This is a genomic window from Pseudomonas sp. GW821-FHT07F01 (assembly GCF_059418825.1).
Genome location: NZ_JBWKQO010000004.1, coordinates 28541 through 53532 on the forward strand (window position 1 = coordinate 28541; position 24992 = coordinate 53532).

A 24992-nucleotide genomic window follows, 5' to 3' on the forward strand; every position below is an offset into this window, starting at 1 on the left:
TCGGGCCTCTTCGCTGGCAAACCAGTTCCTGCAAGGGGGAGCGTTACAGGGACTCGGGCTGGATCAGGGCCAGCAGCGTCCAGCCTGCCGCCGGCTTGAGGCTGCTGTCTGGGGTGACGACATGCACCCAGCCGCTACTGTCGCGGGCAAACAGCAGAGTGGCGCGTTCGCCGTGCAGGGCCTGGTAATCGTTCCAGCCAAAGGCTTCGGTCAGGTTGGTGCTGTACAGCTCCGCGCCCTGGCCCAGCAGGCTGGCCAGCTTGGTGTAGGTCAAGGCCTCGCTGCCCAGCAACTGGCCGCGGTGTTCGTGGCTGGCCCGGTGCTTGTCGGTGCGCCGGCTTTCCTGGCTGTTGGCCAGGGCAAACAGGCGCTGGTGGCCGAAGTCGTGGCGAAAGCGCATGGCGGCCAGGGTGTTCAGCTCTCCTGAGGGCGAGAGTGCAAGCAAGTGGCCCAGGCCCACCAGGTCCAGATGGGCATCGGCGTGCTGCGAGGCCGGGTTGCCGAAATAGGTGGGCAGCCCTTCCATGCGCGCCGCGCGAATGTTTTCCCAGCTGGAGTCGGTCAACAGCACCCGGCTGCCCAGTTGCTGCAAGGCTTTGCCAAGGGTCCGTGCCGGGCCGTTGGCGCCGACGATGAGAAAACCGCTGGGCGCCGGCTCGGCGACTTTCAACAGGCGCGCCAGGGGGCGAGCCGTGGCGCTTTGCAGGACCACGGTGCCGATGATCACGGCAAAGGTCAGTGGCACCAGCAGCAATGCCCCCTCATGACCGGCTTCATCCAGGCGGATGGCGAAGATCGCCGACACTGCTGCCGCAACAATCCCCCGTGGGGCTATCCACGCCAGCAAGGCGCGTTCACGCCAGTTGAGGCTGGAACCGGCCGTGGACAGCAGCACGTTCAGTGGCCGGGCGATGAACTGGATCACCAGCAGCAGGATCAGCACCAGCGGGCCCAGGGCAATCAGCGCCTTGAGGTCCAGGCGTGCCGCCAGGAGGATGAACAGCCCGGAAATCAGCAGCACGCTGAGGTTTTCCTTGAAGTGCAGGATGTGCCGCACATCCACGCCCTTCATGTTGGCCATCCACATGCCCATCAGGGTCACCGCCAGCAGTCCGGATTCGTGCATCACCTGGTTGGACGCGATGAAGATTCCCAGCACTGCCGCCAGGGTTGCCAGGTTGTGCAGGTATTCCGGCAGCCACTGGCGACGCATGATGCTGCCCAGGACCCAGCCGCCGGCGATGCCGAACAGGCTGCCGCACAGAATCACCCCGCCAAAGGTCAGCAGGCTCTGGCTCAGACCGGCGCCCTCGGCGCTGGCGATGATGAAGCTGTAGACCACCACCGCCAGCAGGGCGCCGATAGGGTCGATGACGATGCCTTCCCAGCGCAGGATATTGGCGATCGAAGCCTTGGGCCGCACTACCCGCAGCATGGGCACGATCACCGTCGGTCCGGTGACCAGGGTGAGGGTGCCGAACAGCAGGGCCAGCATCCAGTCGAAGCCCAGCAGCCAGTGGGTGGCCAGGGTGATCACGGCCCAGGTGGACAGTGCGCCGATGGTCACCAGGCGGTGCACCACACTGCCGATCTCGCGCCACTCGGAGAGGTGCAGGGTCAGGCTGCCTTCGAACAGGATCAGTGCCACCGCCAGCGAAACCAGGGGCATCAGCAGCGGGCCGAACATCTCCTGCGGGTCGAGCCAGCCCAGTATCGGCCCGGCCAGAATGCCGCTGAGCAACAGAAAGAGAATGGCCGGCAGTTTCAGCCTCCAGGCCAGCCACTGGCAGCCCAGCGCGGCCACGCCGATGCCGCCGAAGGCCAGCAGAATCTGTTGTTCACTCATCAATGCACCCTGTTCCTGAAAATGGCTGGCTATGAAAGACTAGCGACCCTGCGCGCAGTTCACTATTTTTTTACGCCTGGCCTCTGGGCCGCGCCTTTCGAGTCTTTATGCCTGCCATCGACCACCCCCTGATCGACCGTTTTCTCGACGCCCTGTGGTTGGAGAAAGGCCTGTCCGACAACACGCGCGACGCCTATCGCAGTGACCTGGCGTTGTTCAACGGCTGGTTGCAGGAGCAGGGGCTGGAGTTGCCGCGGGCCGGGCGCGAGCTGATCCTCGATCACCTGGCCTGGCGCGTGGAGCAAGCCTACAAGCCCCGCTCGACAGCGCGATTCCTCTCGGGCGTGCGTGGTTTCTATCGCTATCTGCTGCGGGAAAAGCTGATTGAAATCGATCCCACCTTGCAGATCGACATGCCGCAACTGGGGCGTCCGTTGCCCAAGTCGCTGTCGGAGGCGGATGTGGAAGCGCTGCTGGCCGCGCCGGACCTGAGCGAGGCCATCGGCCAGCGCGACCGGGCCATGCTCGAAGTGCTCTATGCCTGCGGCCTGCGGGTTACCGAGTTGATCAGCCTGACCCTGGAGCAGGTCAACCTGCGCCAGGGCGTGCTGCGGGTCATGGGCAAGGGCAGCAAGGAGCGCCTGGTGCCCATGGGCGAGGAGGCGATTGTCTGGGTCGAGCGCTACATGCGTGATGCCCGTGCCGAGCTGCTGGGCGGGCGTCCCAGCGACGTGCTGTTCCCCAGCCTGCGTGGCGAGCAGATGACCCGCCAGACCTTCTGGCATCGGATCAAGCACCAGGCCAAGGTCGCCGGGATCGGCAAGGCGCTGTCGCCCCACACCTTGCGCCATGCCTTCGCTACCCATCTGCTCAATCACGGCGCCGACCTGCGAGTGGTGCAGATGCTGTTGGGCCATAGCGATCTGTCCACCACCCAGATCTATACCCATGTGGCCCGCGCCCGGCTGCAGGATCTGCACGCCAAGCACCATCCGCGCGGTTGATTTGCCTTCCGGGCCGCGCTTTGCGTCGCCCGTAGTCGGTGCCGGCAAACAGATGTGATAGGCTTTGCCGGTTTGCAAAACGGCTGTTTGCGAGCGGTTGCCATGGTGATCGCTGCGAGTGGCCCATTTGCCCGCCTTCAGGAGTTCCCATGCGCTTGACCCAGATTTTTGCCGCCGCCTCCCTGGCGCTGCTCAGCACTTTTGCCATGGCCGATGACAGTGCCGAGAAAGCCATCCGCAAGAGCCTCGAGACCCTGCAGCTCGAAACGCCTGTGGAAAGCATTACCGCCAGCCCCATGGGTGGCCTGTACGAAGTCAAGCTCAAGGGCAGTCGTGTGCTGTACGCCAGCGCCGACGGCCAGTTCGTGGTCCAGGGCTACCTGTTCCAGCTCAAGGATGGCAAGCCGGTCAACCTCACCGAAAAAACCGAGCGCCTGGGCATTTCCAAGTTGATCAACGGCATTCCGGTCGCGGAAACTGTGGTCTATCCAGCCATTGGCGAGACCAAGACCCACATCACCGTGTTCACCGACACCACCTGCCCGTACTGCCACAAGCTGCACGCCGAAGTGCCCGAGCTGAACAAGCTGGGTGTGGAAGTGCGCTACGTGGCGTTCCCGCGCCAGGGCCTGGGCTCGCCGGGTGACGAACAGCTGCAGGCGGTCTGGTGCTCGGCGGACAAGAAAGCCGCGATGGACAAGATGGTCGACGGCAAGGAAATCAAGGCCGCCAAGTGCGCCAACCCGGTGTCCAAGCAATTCGCCCTGGGCCAGTCGATCGGTGTCAACGGCACCCCGGCCATCGTTCTGGCCGATGGCCAGGTGATTCCCGGCTACCAGCCGGCACCGCAGATCGCCAAACTGGCCCTGGGTGCGAAATAATCCTGCATCGTCACGCTAGCCTTTGACGATCATGGCCCGCCGGTCAAGCCGGCGGGCCATTAATAGAGAGCCGCGCAGTTTGCGGCTGTATTCCACGGCCGGCCTAGAGTCGGCCGTTTTATGGGGAGTTCAGAGTGAATCCGGTCAAAGTAGGCATCTGTGGGCTGGGTACTGTCGGTGGCGGTACCCTAAACGTACTTCAGCGCAACGCCGAGGAGATTGCCCGCCGTGCCGGGCGTGGAATCGAAGTAGCGCAGATTGCTACCCGTACGCCAAAGCCGCAGTTCCAAACGACCGGTATTGCGATTACCAACGATGTCTTCGCCGTGGCCACCAACCCTGAAATCGATATCGTCATCGAGCTGGTGGGCGGCTACACCGTGGCCCGTGACCTGGTGCTCAAGGCCATCGAGAACGGCAAGCACGTGGTCACCGCGAACAAGGCGCTGATCGCCGTGCACGGCAACGAGATCTTCGCCAAGGCCCAGGAGAAGGGCGTGATCGTGGCCTTCGAAGCCGCCGTGGCCGGTGGCATCCCGGTGATCAAGGCGATCCGCGAAGGCCTGTCGGCCAACCGTATCAACTGGCTGGCGGGGATCATCAACGGCACCGGTAACTTCATCCTCTCGGAAATGCGCGAGAAGGGCCGCACCTTTGAAGACGTGCTGGCCGAAGCCCAGGCCCTGGGCTACGCCGAAGCCGACCCGACCTTCGACGTCGAAGGCATCGATGCCGCGCACAAGCTGACCATCCTGGCCTCCATCGCCTTTGGTATCCCGCTGCAGTTCGACAAGGCCTACACCGAAGGCATCACCAAGCTCACCACCGCCGACGTGAACTACGCCGAGGCCCTGGGCTACCGCATCAAGCACCTGGGTGTGGCGCGCCGCACCGAGGCCGGTATCGAGCTGCGGGTGCACCCGACCCTGATTCCGGCCGATCGCCTGATCGCCAACGTCAACGGTGTGATGAACGCGGTCATGGTCAATGGCGATGCCGCCGGTTCGACCCTGTTCTACGGCGCCGGCGCGGGCATGGAGCCGACCGCTTCCTCGGTGGTGGCCGACCTGGTGGACGTGGTTCGCGCCATGACCAGCGACCCGGAAAACCGCGTGCCGCACCTGGCGTTCCAGCCTGACTCGCTGTCGGATCATCCGATCCTGCCGATCGAGTCCTGCGAGAGCGCCTACTACCTGCGCATCCAGGCCAAGGATCACCCGGGCGTACTGGCCCAGGTGGCGAGCATCCTCTCGGAGCGCGGCATCAACATCGAATCGATCATGCAGAAGGAAGTGGAAGAGCAGGACGGCCTGGTGCCGATGATCCTGCTGACCCACCGTGTTCTGGAGCAGCACATCAACGATGCGATCACCGCCCTGGAGGCCCTGCAGGGCGTCGTTGGCCCGGTGGTGCGTATCCGCGTCGAACATTTGAATTAATGAAGCAGCCGCAAGTGGCAAGCGGCAAGCGCCAAGTCAGAAGCTGATCGGCTTTGACTTGAGGCTTGAAGCTTGCGGCTTGAGGCTCAAACCGAAGGTTTGTCCCCATGCGCTATATCAGTACTCGTGGCCAGGCACCGGCCCTGAATTTCGAAGATGTGCTGCTGGCAGGTCTGGCCAGCGACGGCGGTCTCTATGTGCCAGAGAACCTGCCGCGTTTCACTCAGGAAGAAATCGCTTCCTGGGCTGGCCTGCCGTATCACGAGCTGGCGTTCCGGGTCATGCGCCCGTTCGTCACCGGCAGCATTCCGGACGCCGATTTCAAGAAGATCCTTGAAGAAACCTACGGCGCCTTCTCCCACAACGCCATTGCGCCGCTGCGCCAGCTCAACGGCAACGAGTGGGTGCTGGAGCTGTTCCATGGCCCGACCCTGGCATTCAAGGACTTCGCCCTGCAGCTGCTGGGTCGCCTGCTGGACTACGTGCTGGAGAAGCGCGGCGAGCGCGTGGTGATCATCGGTGCCACCTCCGGTGACACCGGCTCGGCGGCCATCGAAGGCTGCAAGCGGTGCGACAACGTCGACATCTTCATCCTGCATCCGCACAACCGTGTATCGGAAGTGCAGCGCCGGCAGATGACCACCATCCTCGGCGAGAACATCCACAACATCGCCATCGAAGGCAACTTCGACGACTGCCAGGAAATGGTCAAGGCCAGCTTCGCCGACCAGGGCTTCCTCAAGGGCACTCGCCTGGTGGCGGTGAACTCGATCAACTGGGCGCGGATCATGGCCCAGATCGTCTACTACTTCCACGCGGCCCTGCAGTTGGGCGGCCCGGCACGTTCCATCGCGTTCTCGGTGCCCACCGGCAACTTCGGCGACATCTTCGCCGGCTACCTGGCGCGCAACATGGGCCTGCCGATCAGCCAGCTGATCGTCGCCACCAACCGCAACGACATCCTGCACCGCTTCATGAGCGGCAATCAGTACGTCAAGGAAACCCTGCACGCGACCCTGTCGCCGTCCATGGACATCATGGTCTCGTCGAACTTCGAGCGTCTGCTGTTCGACTTGCACGGTCGCAACGGCGCGGCCCTGGCGGCCTTGATGGACAGCTTCAAGCAGGGCGGCGGTTTCAGCGTCGAACAGGATCGCTGGACCGAAGCGCGCAAGCTGTTCGACTCCCTGGCGGTGAACGACGAGCAGACCTGCGAAACCATCGCCGAAGTCTTCGCCCAGACCGGCGAAGTGCTGGACCCGCACACCGCGATCGGGGTCAAGGCCGCCCGTGAATGCCGGCGCAGCCTGGATACACCCATGGTGGTCCTGGGCACCGCGCACCCGGTCAAGTTCCCGGATGCGGTGGAAAAGGCCGGTGTCGGCAAGGCTCTGGAGCTGCCGGCGCACCTGTCCGACCTGTTCCAGCGTGAAGAGCGCTGCACGGTCCTGGCCAACGACCTGAAAGCGGTGCAGGCTTTTGTCAGCCAGCACGGCAATCGTGGCAAGCCGCTCTGATTCATTGGCTTCGCCGACTAACAAGCCCGTCTTCTGACGGGCTTTGTTTTTTCTTGCCCCAGTGGCATGAGTGTGGCTCGCAAGACGTCGGGAGGCCCGGATGATTCGCCGTCGAACCTATCGGAAACTGCCCGTCCAGCGCTGGCTGTGCGGGCCTGTGCTGGTCTGTGCAATATTCGCTTGGGCGGCACCTGCCTACGCCGCTCAGAACCTGTCTTTCAAGTTGGTGCCGGCCTTTGTCGATCTCGACCCCTTGCCCCTGGCTCCCGCCGAGCAGCGATGGCTGAAAAGCCACCGGACCCTAAGGGTGGGGATTTCCATCGATGACTACCAGCCCATCGACATCACTCGCGACCGTAACCGTTACCAGGGCATCAGCGCCGATTACCTGAGCCTGGTGGGCGAGCGCCTGGGGACGTCCATGGAGGTCGTGGGCTTTTCCGAGCGCGAGCAGGCGGTGGAAGCGCTGCGCAACGGCGCCATCGATGTGCTGACCAGTGCCAACGGCTATGAGCGCGGGGCGCCGGGGCTGCGTTTTACCAGTGACTACATGCCGGACCTGGCGGTGGTCGTGGTGCGTCGGGACGAGCCGCAGCCCAGTGACGACCTGGCGGGCAAGAAGGTGGTGCTGCTGGACGGCTACGCCAATGCCGCCCAGGTCCATGCGGCCTATCCCGACAGCCAGATCATGCTTTCACCGAACCTCTACAGCGGCCTGGAAGCGGTGAAGCAGGGGGATGCCGACGCCTTCATCGGCAACGAGGTGATCGTTCGCGCCTACAAGGCCCTGCGTCCCTACCTGGGGTTGCAGATCCACGTGGAGAGCCGCCTGCCGCCCACCGGCTTTGCCTTCGCCACCCGCGACAGCAATGTGCTGCTGGCGCAGTTGCTGGAAAAGGCCCTGCAAAGCATCGATGAATCCATACGCCGGGAAATCCAGGCACGCTGGACCACTGGCCTTGGGGCGAGCAACTTCGCCGAGCCGATCGAGCTCAGCGCCCAGGAACAGGCCTGGATCCTCCAGCACCAGCATGTGGTGGTGGCCTCCCAGCAATACCCGCCCCATGTGTTCAAGGACAAGGAAGGCCAGTGGACCGGCCTCAATATCGACCTGCTCAACCGTATCTCGCGCATGACCGGTCTGCATTTCGTGCAGAAGGAAAGCCAGACTACTGCCCAGACTCTGGAACTGCTGGAAAGCGGGCAGGCGCAGATGAACACCACCCTCACGGCCAGCGACGACCGGCGGTTGTTCCTGAACTTCTCCCATGCCTTCGGCGGCGCGGCCTGGGTGTTCGTGGTGCGTCCCGAGGACCGGCGCCTGAGCAGCCTGAAGCAGATGGCGGGGGAGGTGCTGGTGCTTCCGGCCCGGCACACCCTGGAGAGCTTTATCCGGCGCAACTACCCGGACATTCGCCTGCGCAGCGTTGCCAGCTATGAAGAGGCCCGGGCCCTGGTCAGCAATGGCGAGGCCATGGCGACTATCCAGAGCGAGGTGCAAGCCCTGGGGCCGGCCGAGACCGGGGTGATGGTAGGGCGCAGTGTCGAGGGCACCTGGTCGGCCGACGAATTTTCCGTGCGCAAGGACCAGCCCGAGCTGTTGAGCATTCTCAACAAGGCACTGGAAGCCTTGCCGGTAGCGGAGCTCAGCGCTCTGCGCCTGAAATGGCTGGGGGCTACGCCAGTGCCGGTGCCTGCCTGGCAGCGCGTGCCGAACTGGGTGTATTGGGCGATTGCCACAGCGCTGCTGTTCGGCCTGATTTCCCTGGCCTGGAACAGTCGACTCAAGCGCCAGATCCAGCAGCGATTGCTGGCCGAACAGCGGCTCAATGATCAACTGGTGTTCAAGCGGGCCTTGCTCGACGGTATTCCCAACCCGATTTTCGTGCGCGACCTGCAGGGGCGTTTGATCACCTGCAACAAGAGTTATGAACAGCAATTGGGTACCAGCCTGGCGCAGATCCAGGGGCGGCAACTGACCGAACTGGACATCCTGCCGCCGGCCACCGCCCAGCAGTTGCATGGTGAGTTCATGCAGTTGCTGGCCTCCGGTAAGTCGGTGTTCGCCGACCGACAGGTGGAGTCCAGGGATGGCCCTATCGATGTCTATCAGTGGGCGGTGCCCTTCTACAGTGCAGAAGGGCAGTTGCAGGGCTTGCTGGGCGGCTGGATCGACATCACCGAGCGCAAGCGCCTGGAGAACCAACTGGTGGAGGCGCGCCAGGCGGCCGATCAGGCCAACGCGGCGAAGACGGCTTTCCTGTCCACCATGAGCCACGAGATCCGCACACCGATGACCGCCATCCTTGGCCTGCTGGAACTGGAGAAAGAGCAGGCGCGGCTGCGCGGCGTGCCCTTTTCCGAAGCCCTGCGGGTGGCTTACCAGTCTGCCCAGGAATTGATCGGCCTGATGGGCGATAGCCTGGACCTGGCCAAGATCGAGGCCGGGTATATGCACCTGGTGCCCCAGGTCACCGCCCTCAAGCCGTTTTTCGAGAGTATCCGGCAGTTGTTCGAGGTCACGGCGCGCAACCAGGGCGTGCAGTTGCAGCTGGTGTTCAGTGAGCGGGCCAAGGGCCGTTATCTGTTCGACCCGGCGCGCCTGCGCCAGGTAGTGCACAACCTGTTGAGCAACGCGCTGAAATTCACCGCCCAGGGCGAGGTGCGGATGACGGTAGAGTGCCAGCCTGACGAGTCCGGCCTTGAGTGCCTGCGCATCAGTGTTGCGGACACCGGCCGCGGTATCAGCGCCGAGCAGCAGGCCAAGCTGTTCACGCCCTTTGTCCAGGCCGATGCCATGACCTCGTCAGCCTACGGCGGCACCGGGCTGGGGTTGAGTATCTGCCGGCAACTGGTGGAACTGATGGGCGGGCGGATTCACCTGCTCAGCGAGCCCGGGGTCGGTACCGTGGTGTCGCTGGAGTTGTACCTGGAGCGGGTCAGTGACGATTTCGAGTCTGGGCCGGCGTCGACGCAGGAACGTCCGCCGAGCCGGAGCATGGAGGTGCTGGTGGTGGATGACTTGAGCGCCAACCGCATGGTCCTGTGCCAGCAACTGATGTTCCTCGGGCACCGGGTGGTGGCCTGTGACAATGCCCGGGAGGCGTTGCAGCAATGGCGTAGCGGCACCTTCGACGTGGTGATGACTGACTGCAACATGCCGGACATGAGCGGCTACGCCCTGGCCGAGGCGATACGCCAGGCCGAGGCACAGGAAGGGCGCGGGCGTTGTCCGGTGATCGGCTGCACCGCCAATGCCTTTGAAGACGAACGCGAGCGCTGCGAGGAGGCCGGAATGGATCAACTGCTGGTCAAGCCGGTAACCCTGGATCAGTTGGCCCAGGCCCTGGCGCGCTTCCTGCCGCCGCCATCCTTCAACATCCAGACCTTGCGCAGCATGACCCAGGCCGACGACCAGGTGCTGCAACGCATGCTGCACGAGTTGTTGCGCAACCTCGCCGAGGAGCAGCAGGCGCTGGAAGCGGCGCACCAGGCCCGCGACCGGGAACGCCTAGGGGGTACCCTGCATCGGCTCAAGGGCGTGTGCTGCCTGATCGATGCCCTGCCCCTGGCCAGGGCCTGTATCGAGCTCGAGGGGCTGGTCAAGGGGCGGCAGGACGAGGCCATCGATCGTCATTGGCCATTGTTGCTGGAGGTCATCGCCAGCTTGCGCAGTGATATCCAGGCTGTCCTGGATGATTAAGACTTGTCCTATGTGTGCGTAGGAATTGTCTTATTAACCTGCCGGCTCGTTGTGGATACTTGCCACGCACGTCGTACCGGAGGTTGCCCCATGCATTCGCTTAAAGTGCTGATTCTCGAAGATAACTCGTTCCAATTGATGGCCCTGCACCAGATGCTCAACGCCAATGGCGTGTTCAATGTGCTGACCGCCGAGAGTGTCGAGGCCGCGCGGCGTTCGCTGGACAGCAAGGGGCCGGTGGATATCGCCATCTGCGACCTGTACCTGGAGCAGGCCGACGGGCTGGAGTTGATCCGTGACCTGGCCCGCCAGGAGCGGGCCCGGGCGCTGATCATCCTCAGCGATGCTGAAGAGGATGTGCTGGAGGGGGCGGCCGGCATGGCCCGGGAGCTGGGCCTGAAAGTGCTGGGCTGCCTGCCCAAGCCGGCCTCGGTGGCGGTGATCGGCGACTTGCTCACGGCCTACCAGCAGCACTCCAGGCAGGGGGCGCCGGCGCCGGACCAGGCGTTGCTGCGGGACTTGCTCGGGCTGGAGCCGTTTTCCCTCGACAGCGTCACCCAGGAGGAAGGGCTGGCGGCGATCCTGGGCCACGGCGTGGCGCATTTCCAGCCGGTCATCCAGCCCCACGGCGAGCTCCAGGGGGTCGAGGCCCTGGCCCGCTGGCAGCACCCCGAGCGCGGGCTGCTGATGCCCGGGGAGTTTCTGCCATTGATCGAGTTCGCCGGCCTGCAGGAGATCTTTACCTGGCACATGCTGGAACAGGCCCTGGAGCTGGCGGCCGGGGTGAAGCTGGTGATGGGCCATTCGTTGCCGGTGGCAGTGAACATTCCCATCGGCATCCTTGAACGGCCGCTGTTTCCCCGTCAGCTGGAGGCCTTGCTCAGGCGTTTCGAAGTGCCCGCCCGGCTGCTGACCCTGGAAATCATCGACACCACCCGGCTACAGACCGATACCGCCCATGTGGAGGCGCTGCTGCGCCTGCGGATGATCGGCTGCAAATTGTCCATCGGCGACTTCGGCATCGGCGGCACCAGCCTGCAGCGCCTGCTGGAACTGCCCTTTACCGAGTTGAAGATTCCCCCGGTGTTCGTGGTGGGCATGGCGGCCGACGAACGCAAGGTGGCCCTGGTCGGTGGGGCGATGAACATGGCCCGGCGCATGTCCCTGGGAGTGGTGGTGGCCGGAATCGAGAGCGAGGCCGACTATAAGGCGGCCAAGGCCCTGGGGGCGGCCCATCTGCAGGGCTGCTTCCTGGCCGGGCCGATGAGCGCTGCCCAGATGCGCCAGTGGCTGGCGCAGGCGCTGGACCGGGGTGCTGAGGGGGCTGGCGCTGAGGGCCTGTGTGCCTAGGACAGCCCGTGCTCCTGCACGTAGATGTACAGCGCGGCTTCGCTGGACAGGCCGAGCTTGCGCATGGCACTGACCTTCTGCGCACTGACGGTCTGCTTGCTGCGGTTGAGTTGCGCGGCAATTTCCCCGACCGCATGGCCAGCGGCCAACAGGCGGATCACTTCCAGCTCCCGCGGCGACAACTGATCGCTGGAAACCAGGCGGTCCGGCCCCACTTCGCCGGCCAGGCTCAGGGCCTGCTTGATGGCCTGGGCGATGTAGGGCTTGTGTTGCCGCGCCCGGGCGATGGCGGTCGGCAGCTCGTCCGCCAGGCTGGCCTTGCTCAGCAGGCCCGTTACTCCCAGATCGAGGATCGAGCGGAACAGTCCGGGGTGGTTGAGCATGGTCACCACCACGATGGGCAGGTCGGGGTGGCGGCGGCGCAGCTGTTCGATCAGGCGCAGGCCGTCGTTCTGCTGTTCGGCTGGCATCATGAAATCCGTCACCAGCACATCGCATTCGATCTCCTGCATCAGTTGCGCCAGGGCGGAGGGCGAGCTGGCCTCGCCGACGATGGCCAGGCTGTCGTCCTGTTCCAGGACGGCGCGCAGGCCAATGAGGAAGATCGGGTGGTCGTCGGCAAGGATGATGCGCAATTTGTTGTTCGTCGTTGCTTTCAAAGCTGAGCTCCAATGCAAAGGCGGCGTTGTTTGCGCCTGGTCGGCCGTTTTTCAGCTGTCATATTACCCGTGCATGCTCGATTGACTCAGGTCGGCAGCAGTAGGTGTGGCGAACTTTCTTCTCTGAGCGATGGTCACTTGAATGTCAGAAAGCTACCGGCATTTTTGTTTTCGAACCTTTAATTCGAGCTATTGAGTGGTGATCTAGATGGAAAGTATCAGTCTTTTATTGAGTGAGGCCCTGAGCCCTTACCAGGTTGCTCTGACGCCTTGCGGGGCTCGGGGCGAATGCCTGGTGACCTTGAAGAATGCTGCCGGCGCCATCGTGGTGGAGCGTGAGGTCAATCGGGCCCAGCTCACTGACAAGCGCCTGCTCACTGATGTGGTGGACGGCCTGCACCGTGATGTGCTGATCGCCGAAGGCCGGCTCGAACCCTGCGTGATCGCCGCCCTGCGCCATGCCGCCGAAGACAAGGCGTTCGCCCGGCGCAATTGATCTGAAATTTTACGGAACCTTCCGCCAGGCCCGTCAGTCAGACTCAGTATCAGCAGGATCAGGCATTGTGCTCCGGTGCTTGTGGCCTGCTGGTACGGGTCTGCAAAGACCACGTTTAACCCCGAGTCGTCTCCCCACTTCTCGGGGTTTCTTTTTGCCCGGCGTTTGTCAGTGGTCCTTCAAGTCCTGGAAGTAGGCCCGGGCATCGGCGCGGTATTCATCGCGCATTCCGGGGTCCAGCCAGGCGGCATACAACTCCACCAGTCGCTCCTCGCGCAGCTTGAGCAGGGCCTGGTTGATCCGGGTGATGGCTTTGCGGCCCTGCGGGGTATCGGAGCAGCCGACGTGGATTTCCTGATACTTGCTGGTGCCTTCGACCGGGTAGAACTCCAGATCCTGCGGGTCCATGCCCTGCTGCACGGCCTGGTAGCGGATTTCCGGCCAGTAGCCCAACAGCAGTTGCAGGCGCCCCAGGCGCTGCATCTGCAGCAGGCTGCCCAGGGCGTCGTTGCCGTAGTGGGCGCGGATCTGCTGCGGAGCAACCTGCTGCAGCAGGTTGTCGAGCTGTTGCCCGTAGCTGCGCTCGGCCACCACCCCGATCAGTTCCTTGCCGCTGTCGAGCAGGCCATGCAGGTCGACCTTGCCGTCATGGATGAAGTGCGCGATCTGTTCACGGTCGGCACGGCGGATCGCCAGGCCATTGCTCAGCACTCGAAAGCTGGTGATGGAAAAGGCCACCCATTGCGCACGCTCCTTGTTCCAGATCAGCGCCGGATCACAGGTGAAGCTGGGGTCGCGCAACATCTGCATGCCCCGGGCGCGATTGACCCGTACCAGTTCGTGCTGGTACTCCGGCAGGCTGGCAATCAATTGCGGCATCAGCAGGTCGACCACTCCTCGACCTTTTTGCTGGCCCTCGAAAATATTCAGCGGCGGCAGGTCGCGCAGCAGCCAGGTGAGCATTTCGCCGGCGTGGCCGGGGGCGCAGGGCAGCCACAGCAGGCAGGTCGCGAGCGCCATCGTCAACCGGCCAAGGCCTGGCCTCGGGCGTCGCTGGGCCCGTTGCGGGGGGGCAGTGTGAGACGGCTGTTTCAGCTTAGATTGCCCCAGAGTTGCGCAGGTCCTGGATCTGCTCGCTGCTGTAGCCCAGGCCGGCCAGAACTTCGCTGGAGTGTTCGCCGAGCTCGGGGCCGACCCAGTCGGCCGAGCCCGGAGTCTGCGAGAGCTTTGGCACGATGCCGGGCATCTTGAAGGCCTTGCCGTCCGGCAGCCTGGCCTGGAGGAACATTTCCCGGGCGAGGAATTGCGGGTCGTGGAACATGTCCTCGGCGCTGAAGATCCGGCTCGCCGGGACTTCGGCCTGGTTCAACTGCTCCAGCACCTGCTCCAGGGGCAGGGACGCCACCCAGCGATCGATCACCCCATAGAGTTCGTCGCGGCGGGTGTCGCGCCCGTCGTTGCTGGCCAGGGCCGGGTCATTGGCCAGGTCCTCACGGCCGATCAGGAGCATGAAGCGCTTGAAGATCGCATCGCCGTTGGCGCCGATCTGCACGTGCTTGCCGTCGGCACTGGTGTGGATCGACGAAGGGGTGATGCCGGGCATGATGTTGCCACTGCGTTCGCGGATGAAACCGAATACATCGAACTCCGGAACCATGCTTTCCATCATGGCGAAGATCGCCTCGTACAGCGCCACGTCCACCACCTGCCCCTGGCCGCCGTTGACCTCGCGGTGACGCAGCGCCATCAGCGCGCCGATCACCCCCCACAGGGCAGCGATGGAGTCGCCGATGGAAATTCCGGTGCGCACCGGTGGGCGGTCCTCGAAACCGGTGATGTAGCGCAGGCCGCCCATGGATTCGCCCACCGCGCCGAAGCCCGGTTGGTCCTTCATCGGCCCGGTCTGGCCAAAGCCCGATAGCCGCACCATCACCAGTTTGGGGTTGAGGGCGTGCAGCACGTCCCAGCCCAGGCCGAGTTTTTCCAGCACGCCGGGGCGAAAGTTCTCGATCAGGATGTCCGCTTCGCCCAGCAGTTGCTTGAGCACCGCCAGGCCTTCCGGGTGCTTGAGGTTCAGGGTCAGGGACTTCTTGTTGCGTGCCTGGACGAACCACCACAGCGAGGTGCCTTCATACAGCTTGCGCCACTTGCGCAGCGGATCGCCGCCATCGGGTGACTCGACCTTGATCACCTCGGCACCGAACTCGGCGCAGATGCGCGAGGCGAAAGGGCCGGCGATCAGGGTGCCGAGTTCTATCACTTTCAATCCGGCGAGGGGCTTGCTGAGGCTGGTCATGGGGCATCCGCTGGGCAGGAAAATCCGCCTAGCCTAGACCATTGGTCGCCATTAAGGCAGCGCCTGACGCCTGCCTTTGCCGATTATTTCCCGCTCGGGCCAAGGATTATTGTGCTTCTCATTCCATTGGGCGGCAGGGTTTAATGACGCCGCTTGAAAAAAGAGCGGTTGCGAAAGCTGTAAAAGGGTCTATGCAGCGATGGATGCCTTGCGGCTGTTTGCCGAGCGATCCTCCTGATATTTCTTGTTACAAATGTCGCCTGTAAATTTTACATGTGATGAATTGAAAGCCTTACATGTGATGTTCTAGTCTCTGCGCCATGGAAAACAAATCCTCAGCCCATTACCAACGTTTATTCCGCCAGCGCCTGCGTGATCAGGGCCTGGTGAAAAAGGAAGTCTGGATACTGCCGGAGAACGCCCAGGCGTTGCTGGCGGTTGAACGCAAACTGCGTCAGCCCTCAGAAGGGCTGGCTCCTGTGGAAAAGGATGGAGAAATGAGCATGCCGCAGATCTGGAATGCCCGATCGCTGTGCCAGGCCCTGGTAGCCACCGAGTTGTTCAGCAGTGGCGAAGCCAGCGTTGAACTGCTGGAGGGTGCCGAGCCGAGCTTGCACGTGACCATGCGCGAATACGGCGACCTGCCGTTGTTCGTGGCCCTGTCCGGCGAGCAGATCCTGGTGGAGGCGCTGCTGTGGCCGCAAAGCGAAGTGACCGATGTGGCCGCGTTCAACGAGGAAGTGTTGCTCAGCCGCCAGTTGTTCCCGCTGTCGAGCATCGGCCTGGAAACCCGCTTTGGCGGTGAGCGCCACTACATGATGTACGGCGCCCTGAGCGCAACCTCGATTCTCTCCAACGTGCTCTACGAGATCGAAACCCTGGCCAGCAACGTGATCAGGGCAACCGAGGCCTACGAAGGCTACCTGAAGGCTCAGGCCTGACCTGGAGGAATGCACATGAACGTATGGAGCAAGCTGCTCACCGCGCTGCGCGGTGGTGCCAATGAGGCGGGCGAGGCCCTGGTGGACAGCCAGGCACTGAGGATTCTCGATCAGGAGATCCGCGACGCCGATCAGGAACTGCGCAAGTCCAAGGAAGCCCTGGCCGAGATCATGGCCCGGCAGAAACTCGCCGCCGAGCGCGCCAACGGCAGCGCGGCCAAGATCGCCGAGTATGAAAGCTACGCCCTCAAGGCCCTGGAAGCGGGCAACGAAGCCCTTGCCCAGGAAGTGGCGCAAAAGATCGCCAACCTGGAAAATGACCTGGCCGTGGAGCGTGAGCAGGCCGATGGTTTTGCCGCCAGCGTCGCGCAGTTGCGCAAGGCCGTGACCCAGGCCGAGGGCAATATCAAGCATTTGAAACAACAGGTGGATACCGTCAAGGCCACCGAAAGCGTGCAGAAGGCCCAGCAGGCCGTGGCCCAGCGCTACGGCGGCTCCCAGAGCAAGCTGCACACCGCCGTGGAGTCCCTGGAGCGGATCAAGCAGAAGCAGGCCGAGCGCGCGGCAAAGATGGACGCCGCGGCCGAGCTGGCCAGTACCAGCAGCCCGGACGATGCCCTGGATGCCAAGTTGCGTGAAGCCGGGATCGTTGCCGGCAGCACCAGCGCCGACAGCGTGCTGGCGCGCCTCAAGGACCGTAGCAAGTCCTGATTAACCGTTGTGTTGTAGGGGCGGGGCCGCCTGGCCTTGCCCGGCTTTTTCAGGGATAGGAAAGCAATGGAAATCTTCCTGCAGACAGTGTTGTCGTTCCCCACAGTGCTGTTCAGCTTCATGCTCTGCCTGGCCGTGATCTACTGGGCCGTGGTGGCCATGGGCATGCTTGAAGTCGACCTGCTGGACTTCGAGGCCGACTCGCTGCTCGACAGTGCCCACGCCGGCGAAGGCCTGGCCGGGCTGCTGATCAAGTTCAAACTCAACGGGGTGCCGGTCACCCTGGTGCTGACCCTGCTGATGTTCTTCAGCTGGTTCCTGACCTATTTCGCCGAACTCTACGTGCTCAGCCACCTGCCCCTGGGTTGGCTGCGCTATCCCCTGGGCCTGTTGCTGGCGGTGCTCGCACTGTTCCTGGCAGCGCCCATCAGCGCGACGATCTGTCGTCCGCTGCGCCCGCTGTTTCTCAAGATGGAGGCCACCAGCAGCAAGTCGGTGCTGGGGCAGACGGCTGTGGTACGCAGCGGCAGAGTCACCCTGGAACATGGCGAAGCCGTGCTCGAGGACGGCGGCGCGGGCCTGATCCTGCGTGTGCGTGCCGATGAGGCACGAGCTTTCAAACGCGGCGATCGCGTCGTGTTACTGGAGTATCTGGAGGCGCAACACGCCTATCGGGTCATTACAGAGGACGAGTTTCGCGGCCTCTGAGCCCGGGCTCCCTCAAGAATCAAAGGAGATTGATTGCATGAATTTACCGTCGCTGCTGCCCATCCTGCTCGGGATCGGCCTCGTCGTCCTGGTGGTCTTCGGCCTGTTGGCCCTGTTCAAGGCCTTCTATATCAAGGTTCCCCAAGGCACGGCGTTGATTGTCAACGACATGTCCTCGACCCCCAAGGTGCATTTCACCGGTGCCCTGGTGTACCCGGTGATCCACCTCAAGGAGTTCATGCGCATCTCGCTGATCACCCTGGAAGTCGACCGTCGGGCCAAGGACGGGCTGATCTGCCGCGACAACATGCGCGCCGACATCACCGTGGCCTTCTACCTGCGGGTCAATGAAACCCAGGAAGACGTGCTCAAGGTGGCCAAGGCCATCGGTGTCGACCGTGCCTCCGACCGCGCCGCGGTCAACGAACTGTTCAACGCCAAGTTCTCCGAAGCGCTGAAGACCGTGGGCAAGCAGTTCGATTTCGTCCAGCTGTTCGAGAACCGCCAGGACTTCCGCGACCGCATCATCGAGATCATCGGCAACGACCTCAACGGCTATGTGCTGGAAGACGTGGCCATCGACTACCTGGAGCAGACCGCCAAGCACTCCCTGGACCCGAGCAACATTCTCGACGCCGAGGGTATCCGCAAGATCACCGAGCTGACCGCGGCGCAGAACGTCATCACCAACGAACTGGAGCGCAACCAGGAACTGGCGATCCAGAAGAAGAACGTCGAGACCCGCGAAGCCTCGCTGTCCCTCGAACGCCAGCAGGCCGATGCCGAAGCCCGGCAGAAGCGCGAGATCGAAACCATCCGTGCCCGCGAGGAAGCCGAGACCGCCAAGGTCAAGGAAGAAGAGCGCCTGAAGGCCGAACAGGCACGCATTCAGTCCCAGCAGGAAATCGACGTGCGCACCGAGAACCATCAGCGCGAAGTCGAAGTGGCCCAGCAGAACCGCCAGCGTGCGGTGGTCATCGAAGTCGAGAAAGTCACCCGCGCCAAGGACCTGGAAGTGGTGGCCCGCGAGCGTGAAGTGGAACTGCAACGCATCGAGAAAGAAAAGGCTCTGGAAGAGCAGCGCAAGAACATCGCCACCGTGATCCGTGAGCGGGTAGCGGTGGAGAAGACCGTGGCCCAGGAGGAAGAGCGGATCAAGGAAGTGCGCGAAGTCTCCGAAGCCGAGCGCGCCAAGCAAGTGGTGGTGATCCAGGCCCAGGCCGAAGCCGAGCAGGATCTGGTGCGCCAGGTCAAACAGGCCGAAGCCGACGAGACCCGTTCCAAGCACAAGGCCGTGGAAATCAACAACCTGGCCCAGGCCGAACTGGAAGCCGCGGCCAAGCAGGCCGAAGCCAAGAAACGCCTGGCCGAAGGCCTGGAAGCCGAGCGCGCCGCGCCTGGCCTGGCCGATGCCCGGGTGCTGGAAATCACCGCAGCGGCCCAGGAAAAAGAAGGCCTGGCCCAGGCTCGCGTACGCACCGAGCAGCTGATTGCCGAAGCCCGTGGCGAGCAGGAAAAAGGCCTGGCCGACGCCCGCATCATGGAAGCCCAGGCGGCTGCCAAAGAGAAGGACGGCCTCGCTGAAGCCAAGGTCATGGAAGAGAAGCTCGGTGCCCAGGCCCGTGGCGAAGAACAGTTGGGCGCGGCCAAGGCCAAGGCCACCAAGGACCTGGGTTCGGCCGAAGCCGAAGTGCTGCTGCAGCGCCTGAACGCCGAGGCCGAAGGCCTGGGCAAGAAGTTCGGTGCCCTGGACTCCCTCAGCGACAGCGCGCGGTCCCACGAAGAGTTCCGCATGCAACTGGAGAAGAACTTCGAGGAAGCGATGGCTGCCATCGCCGCCAACAAGGAAATCGCCAAGGACCAGGCCGAAGTGCTGTCGGCTGCCCTCAGCAAGGCCAAGATCGAGATCGTCGGCGGCGAAGGCGACTTCTTCAATTCCTTCGCCAAGTCGCTGTCGGTGGGCAAGGCCATCGAGGGCGTGGTGGGCAAGAGCCCGGTGGTCCAGGACGTGCTGGCACGCCTGCTCAATGGCAAGGGCGCTCCGGCCGTAGCCGCTGAGCTGGCCGCCGCTGCCGTTACGCGCAAGGCCGACGCTCCGTCTGCCGAAGCCTGAAATGCCTGACCACAGCTGATTCACCAGCCCTCACCTGATCCTGTAGCCACCGTTTTTATCGACGGCTGCAGGGCAGGTGGCAGGCGGCGGGTTTCAGCTGACTGGTTTCAGGTGCTGGGCTCCAGGTTTGAGGAGTCCGCTTTTTTGCATACCGCCGTAGATCCAGGAAGGCCACGATGTCGGACGCTCAAGTCGCAACTCCCCCACAGGACGTATTGGATAAGGCCGTCGCCGAAGGCGGCGCCTATGAGGTGCTGCACAAGCGCCTGCTGGACCAGGGCCAGCGCCTGCGGGCCACCACTGACGACCTCAACCAGCGGCGTCTCGACGAGTTCGGCAACAGCCGCATGGAAGTGGTCGGGCGGGTGCGCATCCGTACCGAGAACAACTGCATCGCCCGGGACATCGTCCAGGTCGGCGACTGCCTGCTGTTCGGCTACAACGTGTTTATCGGCCTGAAGAAGGAAACCAGCGTCGCTGACGTGTTTTCCCTCTACCGGCTGGTGGAAGAGGGCGAAGGCTACGAGGCCGAGCCCGTGCCCCTGGAAGGCAGCTTTTTGGCGGCCCAGGGCTTCCTCAACGATTTCAACGAGCTCTATACCTATTACAAGAACACCCGCCTGCTGCAGCTGGCGATCCGTGACGGCAAGCTGCTGGCAAGTTTCCAGATCGGCGAGCGCGTCACCGATGTGCGGGTGTTCCGCTGGTCGATCTCGGTGGACGGACGGGACGTCCGTTACATCGACAACCGTGGCGAGCGGGATATCGCCCTGCCGGCGCCCTTCGATTTCGAATGGAAGAAAGCCACCCGCGAGATGGTGGTCGAAGGCCGCTTTCCGCACCTGAACATCCTCGACACGGTGTTCGTCGAGACCATCGGCGGCGACCTGACGATCAAGGTCGAGAACAACACCGAATCGGGCCTGGGCATCTACCGCGAAGAGGTGCTGGACAAGACCCAGTCCCTGGACGACTCGCAGATCGAATTCGCCCGCCTGGGCAGCCTGATCCTGCTCAAGGTCTTGCCGTACCGTGAAGAGCAGTGGCGCTATCTGGTGTTCAACAGCCTGACTCGCCAGGTGGAGCGCATCGACGCCATCGGCCTGGCCTGCGTGCAGTTGCCGGAGGACCACGGGATCATCTTCCCCGGCGGCTACTACCTGCAAAGCGGCGAGTACAAGACTTTCGAGCAGTCCATGGAGGGCATGCGCTACAAGCGCTCGGTGCGCTCGCCCAACGGTGAAGATGTGCAGTACATCTTCTACCACCCGGAGCAGGGCCGCTCGGTGCTGCTGACCTACAACATGATCAACCGCCAGTTGCAGAACCCGCTGTTCGGCCACGGCTACGCGCGGCTGGAAGACGGGCGCATGGTGATCTTCGCCGCCGAGGGCGACGAGCCGACCCGGGTCCACCCGATGCAGGTCTGGCAGACACCGTTCTTCACCGAGGAGTACGCCGCGCGGCAGCCGACCCGCAGCGGTTTCCTCGGGCGCATCGGCAACGCCGAACTGGTGCGCAGCGTTTCCGACCTCTACGACCTGTGCCGCGAGATCGACACCCCGGCGGTGTCGGTGCAGCGCTACTCGCTGCTGTGCCAGAACACCCGTCGGCTGTTCGATGTGTACCACTGGCTGGGCAGCGACGAGCTGGACGGCCTGGCCCCGCTGCTGCGGGAAGTGGCGTCCACGTCGGAGTTGGTGCTGGACGAATACGAGAAGGTCGAAAGCATCCGCCGCCAGTCGGACCAGGCCATGGTGGCCGCGGAGGCCAAGCAGAAAGCCCTGCTGGACAGCCTGCTGGTGGACAGCTGGGACCAGGTCCAGAGCTTCGTCGATGCGCTGAACGGCATCACCACCCAGCGCGGCCTGCTGCTGACCATTCGCGACTACCGCTACATCGACGTGGCGCGCATCGACGCCATGGAAGCCGAGCTGCTCAAGGCCCAGGAACGCACTGCCGCCGGCACCGCGACCTTCCTTGCCAGCGAGCAGGCCCTGCAACCCTTCGTCACCCAGCTCGAAACCCTGGACGCCCAGGCGCAGAAAGCCGAAACCGTGGCCCAGCTCAGCGAGCCCCTGGGCGCCCTGCAAGCCATGGCCGGGGACCTGGACATGCTGTCGAGCCTGATGGCTTCGTTGCAGATCGACGACGCCACCCAGCGCACCCGCATCATCGAATCCATCTCGCAGATCTACGCCCGCCTGAACCAGGCCAAGGCCCGCGCCGAACAACGGCGCAAGGCCCTGGGTTCGACCGAGACCGTGGCCCAGTTCGGCGCCCAGTTCAAACTCTTCAGCCAGGGCATCACCAACGCCCTGGCCCAGGCCCAGGACCCCGAGCGTTGCGATGAGCAACTGTCGCGCTTGCTGGTGCAGCTTGAGGAGCTGGAGAGTCGCTTTGGCGATCACGAACAGTTCCTCGGCGACATCCTCGGCAAGCGCGAGGAGTTGCTGGAAACCTTCGAGGCCCACAAGCAATCGCTGCTCGACGAGCGCCAGCGCAAGGCCCAGGGCCTGCTGGATGCCGCGCGGCGGATTCTCGACAGCCTCGGTCGGCGCACCGCCAAGTTCACCCAGGCCGAAGAGCTCAATGCGTTCTTCGCCGCCGACCCGCTGATCCTCAAGCTGCGGGAGCTGGCCGAGCGCCTGCGCGAGCTCAAGGACAGCGTCAAGGCCGACGATGTCGAGTCGCGCCTCAAGGGCGCCCGGGACCAGGCCGTGCGTGCCCTGCGCGACAAGACCGAGCTGTTCGAAGAGGGCGGCAACGTCATCAAGCTGGGGCCGCGCCACCGCTTCAGCGTCAACACCCAGGAGCTGGACCTGACCCTGATGCCCCGGGGCGATGAGCTGCACCTGCACCTCACCGGCACGGATTTCCTCGAACCCCTGCGCGACCCCGAGCTGGAGGCCCTGCGGGACTTCTGGCAGGTAGCCCTGGAGTCGGAATCGGCCCAGTTGTACCGCGCCGAATACCTGGCCGGGCAGGTGCTGGACGCTGCCGACCGCGGCCAGGAAGGCCTGAGCCTGGAAAGCCTGAAACCCTTGCTGGCGCACCCTGAAGAACTGGCGCGGGTGATCCGCGACTTTGCCGCGCCGCGCTACAAGGAAGGCTACGAGAAGGGCATCCACGACCACGACGCCGCAGCGATCCTCCTGCAGCTGCTGCCCCTGCGCGACAGCGCCGGCCTGCTGCGTTTCGGCGCGGCGGCCCGTGCCTTTGCCTGCCTCTACTGGGATCGCCAGCAGGAACAGCCGCAACCTCGGCAATGGGTGGAACGTGCCCGTACCAGCCGGCATATCCAGCAACTGTTCGGGCGTCGTGAAGGCTTGCTGCAATTGCAGGAGGAAATCCTCGTGGCGCTGGGTGACTGGCATCAGCAGCACGCCTTCACCCTGGCCGCCGAGCTGTTGCCCGAGGCTGCCGAGTACCTGGTTCAGGAACTGGCCGCAGAACGCATCGAATTCACCTTCAGCAAATACGCCAAGCAACTGCAGGAAGCCCTGACCCTGCGCCTGCAAGGCGCGCGGATGTGGGACGACTACCAGCAGGCCCTGGCGCGGCTGGTGGAGCGGCCCGCTGCGCAGTGGGCGCTGACCGAGAACTGGCTCTCGGCCCTGTGCGCCGAGGGCGAGTTCGCCGAGTGGGCCGACTACGTGCCCGAGGCGGTGGCCCTGTCGCTGCTGCGGGAAGACTTTGCCAAGCGCATCACCGAAGTCGATCTGCGGTTCAAGGTCGACAACCTGATGGGCGAACACCCGCGCATCCAGGAGCGCAGCCTGTCCCTCACCGTGGACGGCTTCTTCGCTCGCCTGCGGGCTCACCGCGAACAATTCCTGCCTGGCCTGCAGCGTTACCAGAGCCTGCGCCAGGGCATCATCAGCCGCGAACGCTCGGCCCTGCGCCTGAGCGAATTCAAGCCGCGGCCGCTGAGCTCGTTCGTGCGCAACAAGCTGATCAACGATGTGTACCTGGGCTTTATCGGCGACAACCTGGCCAAGCAGATGGGCACCGTGGGCGAGAACAAGCGCACCGACCTGATGGGCCTGTTGATGCTGATTTCGCCACCGGGCTACGGCAAGACCACCCTGATGGAGTACGTGGCCCACCGCCTGGGCCTGATCTTCATGAAGATCAACGGCCCGGCCCTGGGGCACCAGGTCCGTTCCCTGGACCCGGCCCAGGCGCCGGACGCCACTTCGCGCCAGGAACTGGAGAAGCTCAACCTGGCCCTGGAGATGGGCAACAACGTGATGCTCTATGTCGACGACATCCAGCACACCCACCCGGAATTCCTGCAGAAGTTCATCTCGCTGTGCGACGGCACCCGGCGCATCGAAGGCGTGTGGAAAGGCCGCACCAAGACCTACGACATGCGCGGCAAGAAGTTCTGCGTGGTGATGTCGGGCAACCCGTACACCGAGTCCGGCGAAGTGTTCAAGATCCCCGACATGCTGGCCAACCGGGCCGACATCTATAACCTCGGCGACACCCTGGGGGGCATGCAGGACGCCTTCGCCCTGAGCTACATCGAGAACGGCCTGACCTCCAACCCGGTGCTGGCGCCACTGGCCACCCGCGACATGGCGGACGTCTACCGCTTCGTCGCCAAGGCCGAGGGCAAGGCCTTCTCCAGCAACGAGCTGAGCCACAGCTACAGCGGTGCCGAGATCAACGAGATCACCACCACCCTGCAACGCCTGATGCAGGTGCGCGACGTGGTGCTGCGGGTCAACCAGCAGTACATCGCCAGCGCCGCCCAGGCCGACCAGTACCGCAGCGAGCCGCCGTTCAAGTTGCAGGGCAGCTACCGCAACATGAACAAGATGGCCGAGAAGATCTCGGCGGTGATGAACGATGCCGAGCTCCTGCAACTCTTGGCCGACCACTACCAGGGCGAATCCCAGCTGCTGACCACCGGCGCCGAAGAGAACCTGCTCAAGCTCGCCGAACTGCGGGGCAACCAGACCCCGGAGCAGAGCGAGCGCTGGACCCAGATCAAGCGCGACTTCGTGCGCAACCGTTCCATGGGCGGCAGCGACAGCGATGTCGGTACCCGCGTCGTGGCGCAGCTCAACGATCTGGTGGAAGGTGTGCGCGGCCTGGCCCGGCCCGCGCCGCAGCAAGGCATGCGTGAAGTGCTGGAGAACCTCTCCGAGCACCTGGAGCAGAGTTTCCTGCCGCTGCTCAAGGTCATGCACAAGAAGATCGATGTCGACCTGCACAGCCACCAGCGCATTGGCGACATTGCCACGCGCCTCGACGAACTGAGCCAGATGCTCAGTAACGGCGAGGTTCCGACCCTCAAGGACTCCCAACCGTAGGAGC

At 63.8% G+C, this 24992-nt stretch carries 16 protein-coding genes; 12 read left to right on the forward strand and 4 right to left on the reverse strand.

The window, feature by feature from the left end; all coding sequences use genetic code 11:
• Window positions 1-43: 43 nt before the first annotated feature.
• Window positions 44-1846, reverse strand: coding sequence for a cation:proton antiporter (locus AC07R1_RS14430; RefSeq protein ID WP_041116135.1), 1803 nt, complete (start codon window positions 1844-1846; stop codon window positions 44-46).
• Between the two features lie 107 nt (window positions 1847-1953).
• Between AC07R1_RS14430 and xerD the strand changes: the two genes are divergently transcribed.
• The 6 genes from xerD to AC07R1_RS14460 all read left to right on the forward strand — a co-directional run bounded on the left by xerD (window position 1954) and on the right by AC07R1_RS14460 (window position 11740).
• Entirely contained in the window at window positions 1954-2850 is an 897-nt protein-coding gene (gene xerD / locus AC07R1_RS14435) for a site-specific tyrosine recombinase XerD (protein ID WP_011059449.1), read from the forward strand.
• Between the two features lie 149 nt (window positions 2851-2999).
• Window positions 3000-3731 (forward strand): thioredoxin fold domain-containing protein, encoded by a 732-nt coding sequence (locus AC07R1_RS14440; RefSeq protein WP_011059450.1) that lies wholly within the window; start codon window positions 3000-3002, stop codon window positions 3729-3731.
• Window positions 3732-3865: 134 nt separating this feature from the next.
• Window positions 3866-5170 carry a homoserine dehydrogenase gene (locus AC07R1_RS14445; protein WP_011059451.1) on the forward strand — a complete coding sequence of 435 codons (1305 nt, stop codon included), beginning with the start codon at window positions 3866-3868 and terminating at the stop codon, window positions 5168-5170.
• 107 nt (window positions 5171-5277) lie between these two features.
• Window positions 5278-6687: a threonine synthase gene (gene thrC, locus AC07R1_RS14450; RefSeq protein WP_011059452.1), complete on the forward strand. Its 1410-nt coding sequence runs from the start codon at window positions 5278-5280 to the stop codon at window positions 6685-6687.
• 100 nt (window positions 6688-6787) lie between these two features.
• Window positions 6788-10390, forward strand: a complete 3603-nt coding sequence (locus AC07R1_RS14455; RefSeq protein WP_495110636.1) for an ATP-binding protein — start codon at window positions 6788-6790, stop codon at window positions 10388-10390.
• Between the two features lie 90 nt (window positions 10391-10480).
• A complete protein-coding gene (locus tag AC07R1_RS14460; RefSeq protein ID WP_495110637.1) occupies window positions 10481-11740 on the forward strand; it encodes an EAL domain-containing response regulator in 1260 nt (419 codons plus the stop codon).
• Here AC07R1_RS14460 and AC07R1_RS14465 read toward each other — a convergent pair.
• On the reverse strand, window positions 11737-12399 hold the full coding sequence (locus AC07R1_RS14465; RefSeq protein WP_011059455.1) for a response regulator: 663 nt from the start codon (window positions 12397-12399) through the stop codon (window positions 11737-11739). The two genes, AC07R1_RS14460 and AC07R1_RS14465, sit on opposite strands and share 4 nt — an antisense overlap.
• Window positions 12400-12607: 208 nt before the next feature.
• On the opposite strand from AC07R1_RS14465, the gene AC07R1_RS14470 reads away from it, so the two are divergent.
• Complete coding sequence (locus tag AC07R1_RS14470; RefSeq protein ID WP_011059456.1) at window positions 12608-12895, forward strand: DUF3509 domain-containing protein; 288 nt, start codon at window positions 12608-12610, stop codon at window positions 12893-12895.
• A 168-nt stretch (window positions 12896-13063) separates the two neighbouring features.
• On the opposite strand, the gene AC07R1_RS14475 is transcribed toward AC07R1_RS14470, so the two are convergent.
• Window positions 13064-13915, reverse strand: coding sequence for a TIGR02285 family protein (locus AC07R1_RS14475; RefSeq protein WP_015634285.1), 852 nt, complete (start codon window positions 13913-13915; stop codon window positions 13064-13066).
• Between the two features lie 76 nt (window positions 13916-13991).
• Window positions 13992-15191: a CaiB/BaiF CoA transferase family protein gene (locus AC07R1_RS14480; RefSeq protein WP_011059458.1), complete on the reverse strand. Its 1200-nt coding sequence runs from the start codon at window positions 15189-15191 to the stop codon at window positions 13992-13994.
• A gap of 320 nt (window positions 15192-15511) precedes the next feature.
• On the opposite strand from AC07R1_RS14480, the gene bacA reads away from it, so the two are divergent.
• From bacA to AC07R1_RS14505, 5 genes are all read left to right on the forward strand, one after another.
• Window positions 15512-16132, forward strand: a complete 621-nt coding sequence (bacA, locus tag AC07R1_RS14485) for a biofilm formation regulator BacA (RefSeq protein ID WP_011059459.1) — start codon at window positions 15512-15514, stop codon at window positions 16130-16132.
• Between the two features lie 15 nt (window positions 16133-16147).
• Entirely contained in the window at window positions 16148-16843 is a 696-nt protein-coding gene (locus AC07R1_RS14490) for a PspA/IM30 family protein (protein WP_015634287.1), read from the forward strand.
• A gap of 66 nt (window positions 16844-16909) precedes the next feature.
• Window positions 16910-17551, forward strand: a complete 642-nt coding sequence (locus AC07R1_RS14495) for an OB-fold-containig protein (RefSeq protein ID WP_011059461.1) — start codon at window positions 16910-16912, stop codon at window positions 17549-17551.
• Window positions 17552-17588: 37 nt separating this feature from the next.
• On the forward strand, window positions 17589-19664 hold the full coding sequence (locus AC07R1_RS14500) for a flotillin family protein (protein ID WP_011059462.1): 2076 nt from the start codon (window positions 17589-17591) through the stop codon (window positions 19662-19664).
• A gap of 176 nt (window positions 19665-19840) precedes the next feature.
• Window positions 19841-24988: a DNA repair ATPase gene (locus AC07R1_RS14505; protein WP_019094778.1), complete on the forward strand. Its 5148-nt coding sequence runs from the start codon at window positions 19841-19843 to the stop codon at window positions 24986-24988.
• Window positions 24989-24992 lie beyond the last annotated feature (4 nt).

What these genes read in the sequence shown, in the direction of transcription:
- AC07R1_RS14430 (WP_041116135.1), bottom strand. Translation starts at nt 1,846, where the DNA reads ATGAGTGAACAACAGATTCTGCTGGCCTTCGGCGGCATCGGCGTGGCC.
- xerD (WP_011059449.1), top strand. Translation starts at nt 1,954, where the DNA reads ATGCCTGCCATCGACCACCCCCTGATCGACCGTTTTCTCGACGCCCTG.
- AC07R1_RS14440 (WP_011059450.1), top strand. Translation starts at nt 3,000, where the DNA reads ATGCGCTTGACCCAGATTTTTGCCGCCGCCTCCCTGGCGCTGCTCAGC.
- thrC (WP_011059452.1), top strand. Translation starts at nt 5,278, where the DNA reads ATGCGCTATATCAGTACTCGTGGCCAGGCACCGGCCCTGAATTTCGAA.
- AC07R1_RS14455 (WP_495110636.1), top strand. Translation starts at nt 6,788, where the DNA reads ATGATTCGCCGTCGAACCTATCGGAAACTGCCCGTCCAGCGCTGGCTG.
- AC07R1_RS14460 (WP_495110637.1), top strand. Translation starts at nt 10,481, where the DNA reads ATGCATTCGCTTAAAGTGCTGATTCTCGAAGATAACTCGTTCCAATTG.
- AC07R1_RS14470 (WP_011059456.1), top strand. Translation starts at nt 12,608, where the DNA reads ATGGAAAGTATCAGTCTTTTATTGAGTGAGGCCCTGAGCCCTTACCAG.
- AC07R1_RS14475 (WP_015634285.1), bottom strand. Translation starts at nt 13,915, where the DNA reads ATGGCGCTCGCGACCTGCCTGCTGTGGCTGCCCTGCGCCCCCGGCCAC.
- AC07R1_RS14480 (WP_011059458.1), bottom strand. Translation starts at nt 15,191, where the DNA reads ATGACCAGCCTCAGCAAGCCCCTCGCCGGATTGAAAGTGATAGAACTC.
- bacA (WP_011059459.1), top strand. Translation starts at nt 15,512, where the DNA reads ATGGAAAACAAATCCTCAGCCCATTACCAACGTTTATTCCGCCAGCGC.
- AC07R1_RS14490 (WP_015634287.1), top strand. Translation starts at nt 16,148, where the DNA reads ATGAACGTATGGAGCAAGCTGCTCACCGCGCTGCGCGGTGGTGCCAAT.
- AC07R1_RS14495 (WP_011059461.1), top strand. Translation starts at nt 16,910, where the DNA reads ATGGAAATCTTCCTGCAGACAGTGTTGTCGTTCCCCACAGTGCTGTTC.
- AC07R1_RS14500 (WP_011059462.1), top strand. Translation starts at nt 17,589, where the DNA reads ATGAATTTACCGTCGCTGCTGCCCATCCTGCTCGGGATCGGCCTCGTC.
- AC07R1_RS14505 (WP_019094778.1), top strand. Translation starts at nt 19,841, where the DNA reads ATGTCGGACGCTCAAGTCGCAACTCCCCCACAGGACGTATTGGATAAG.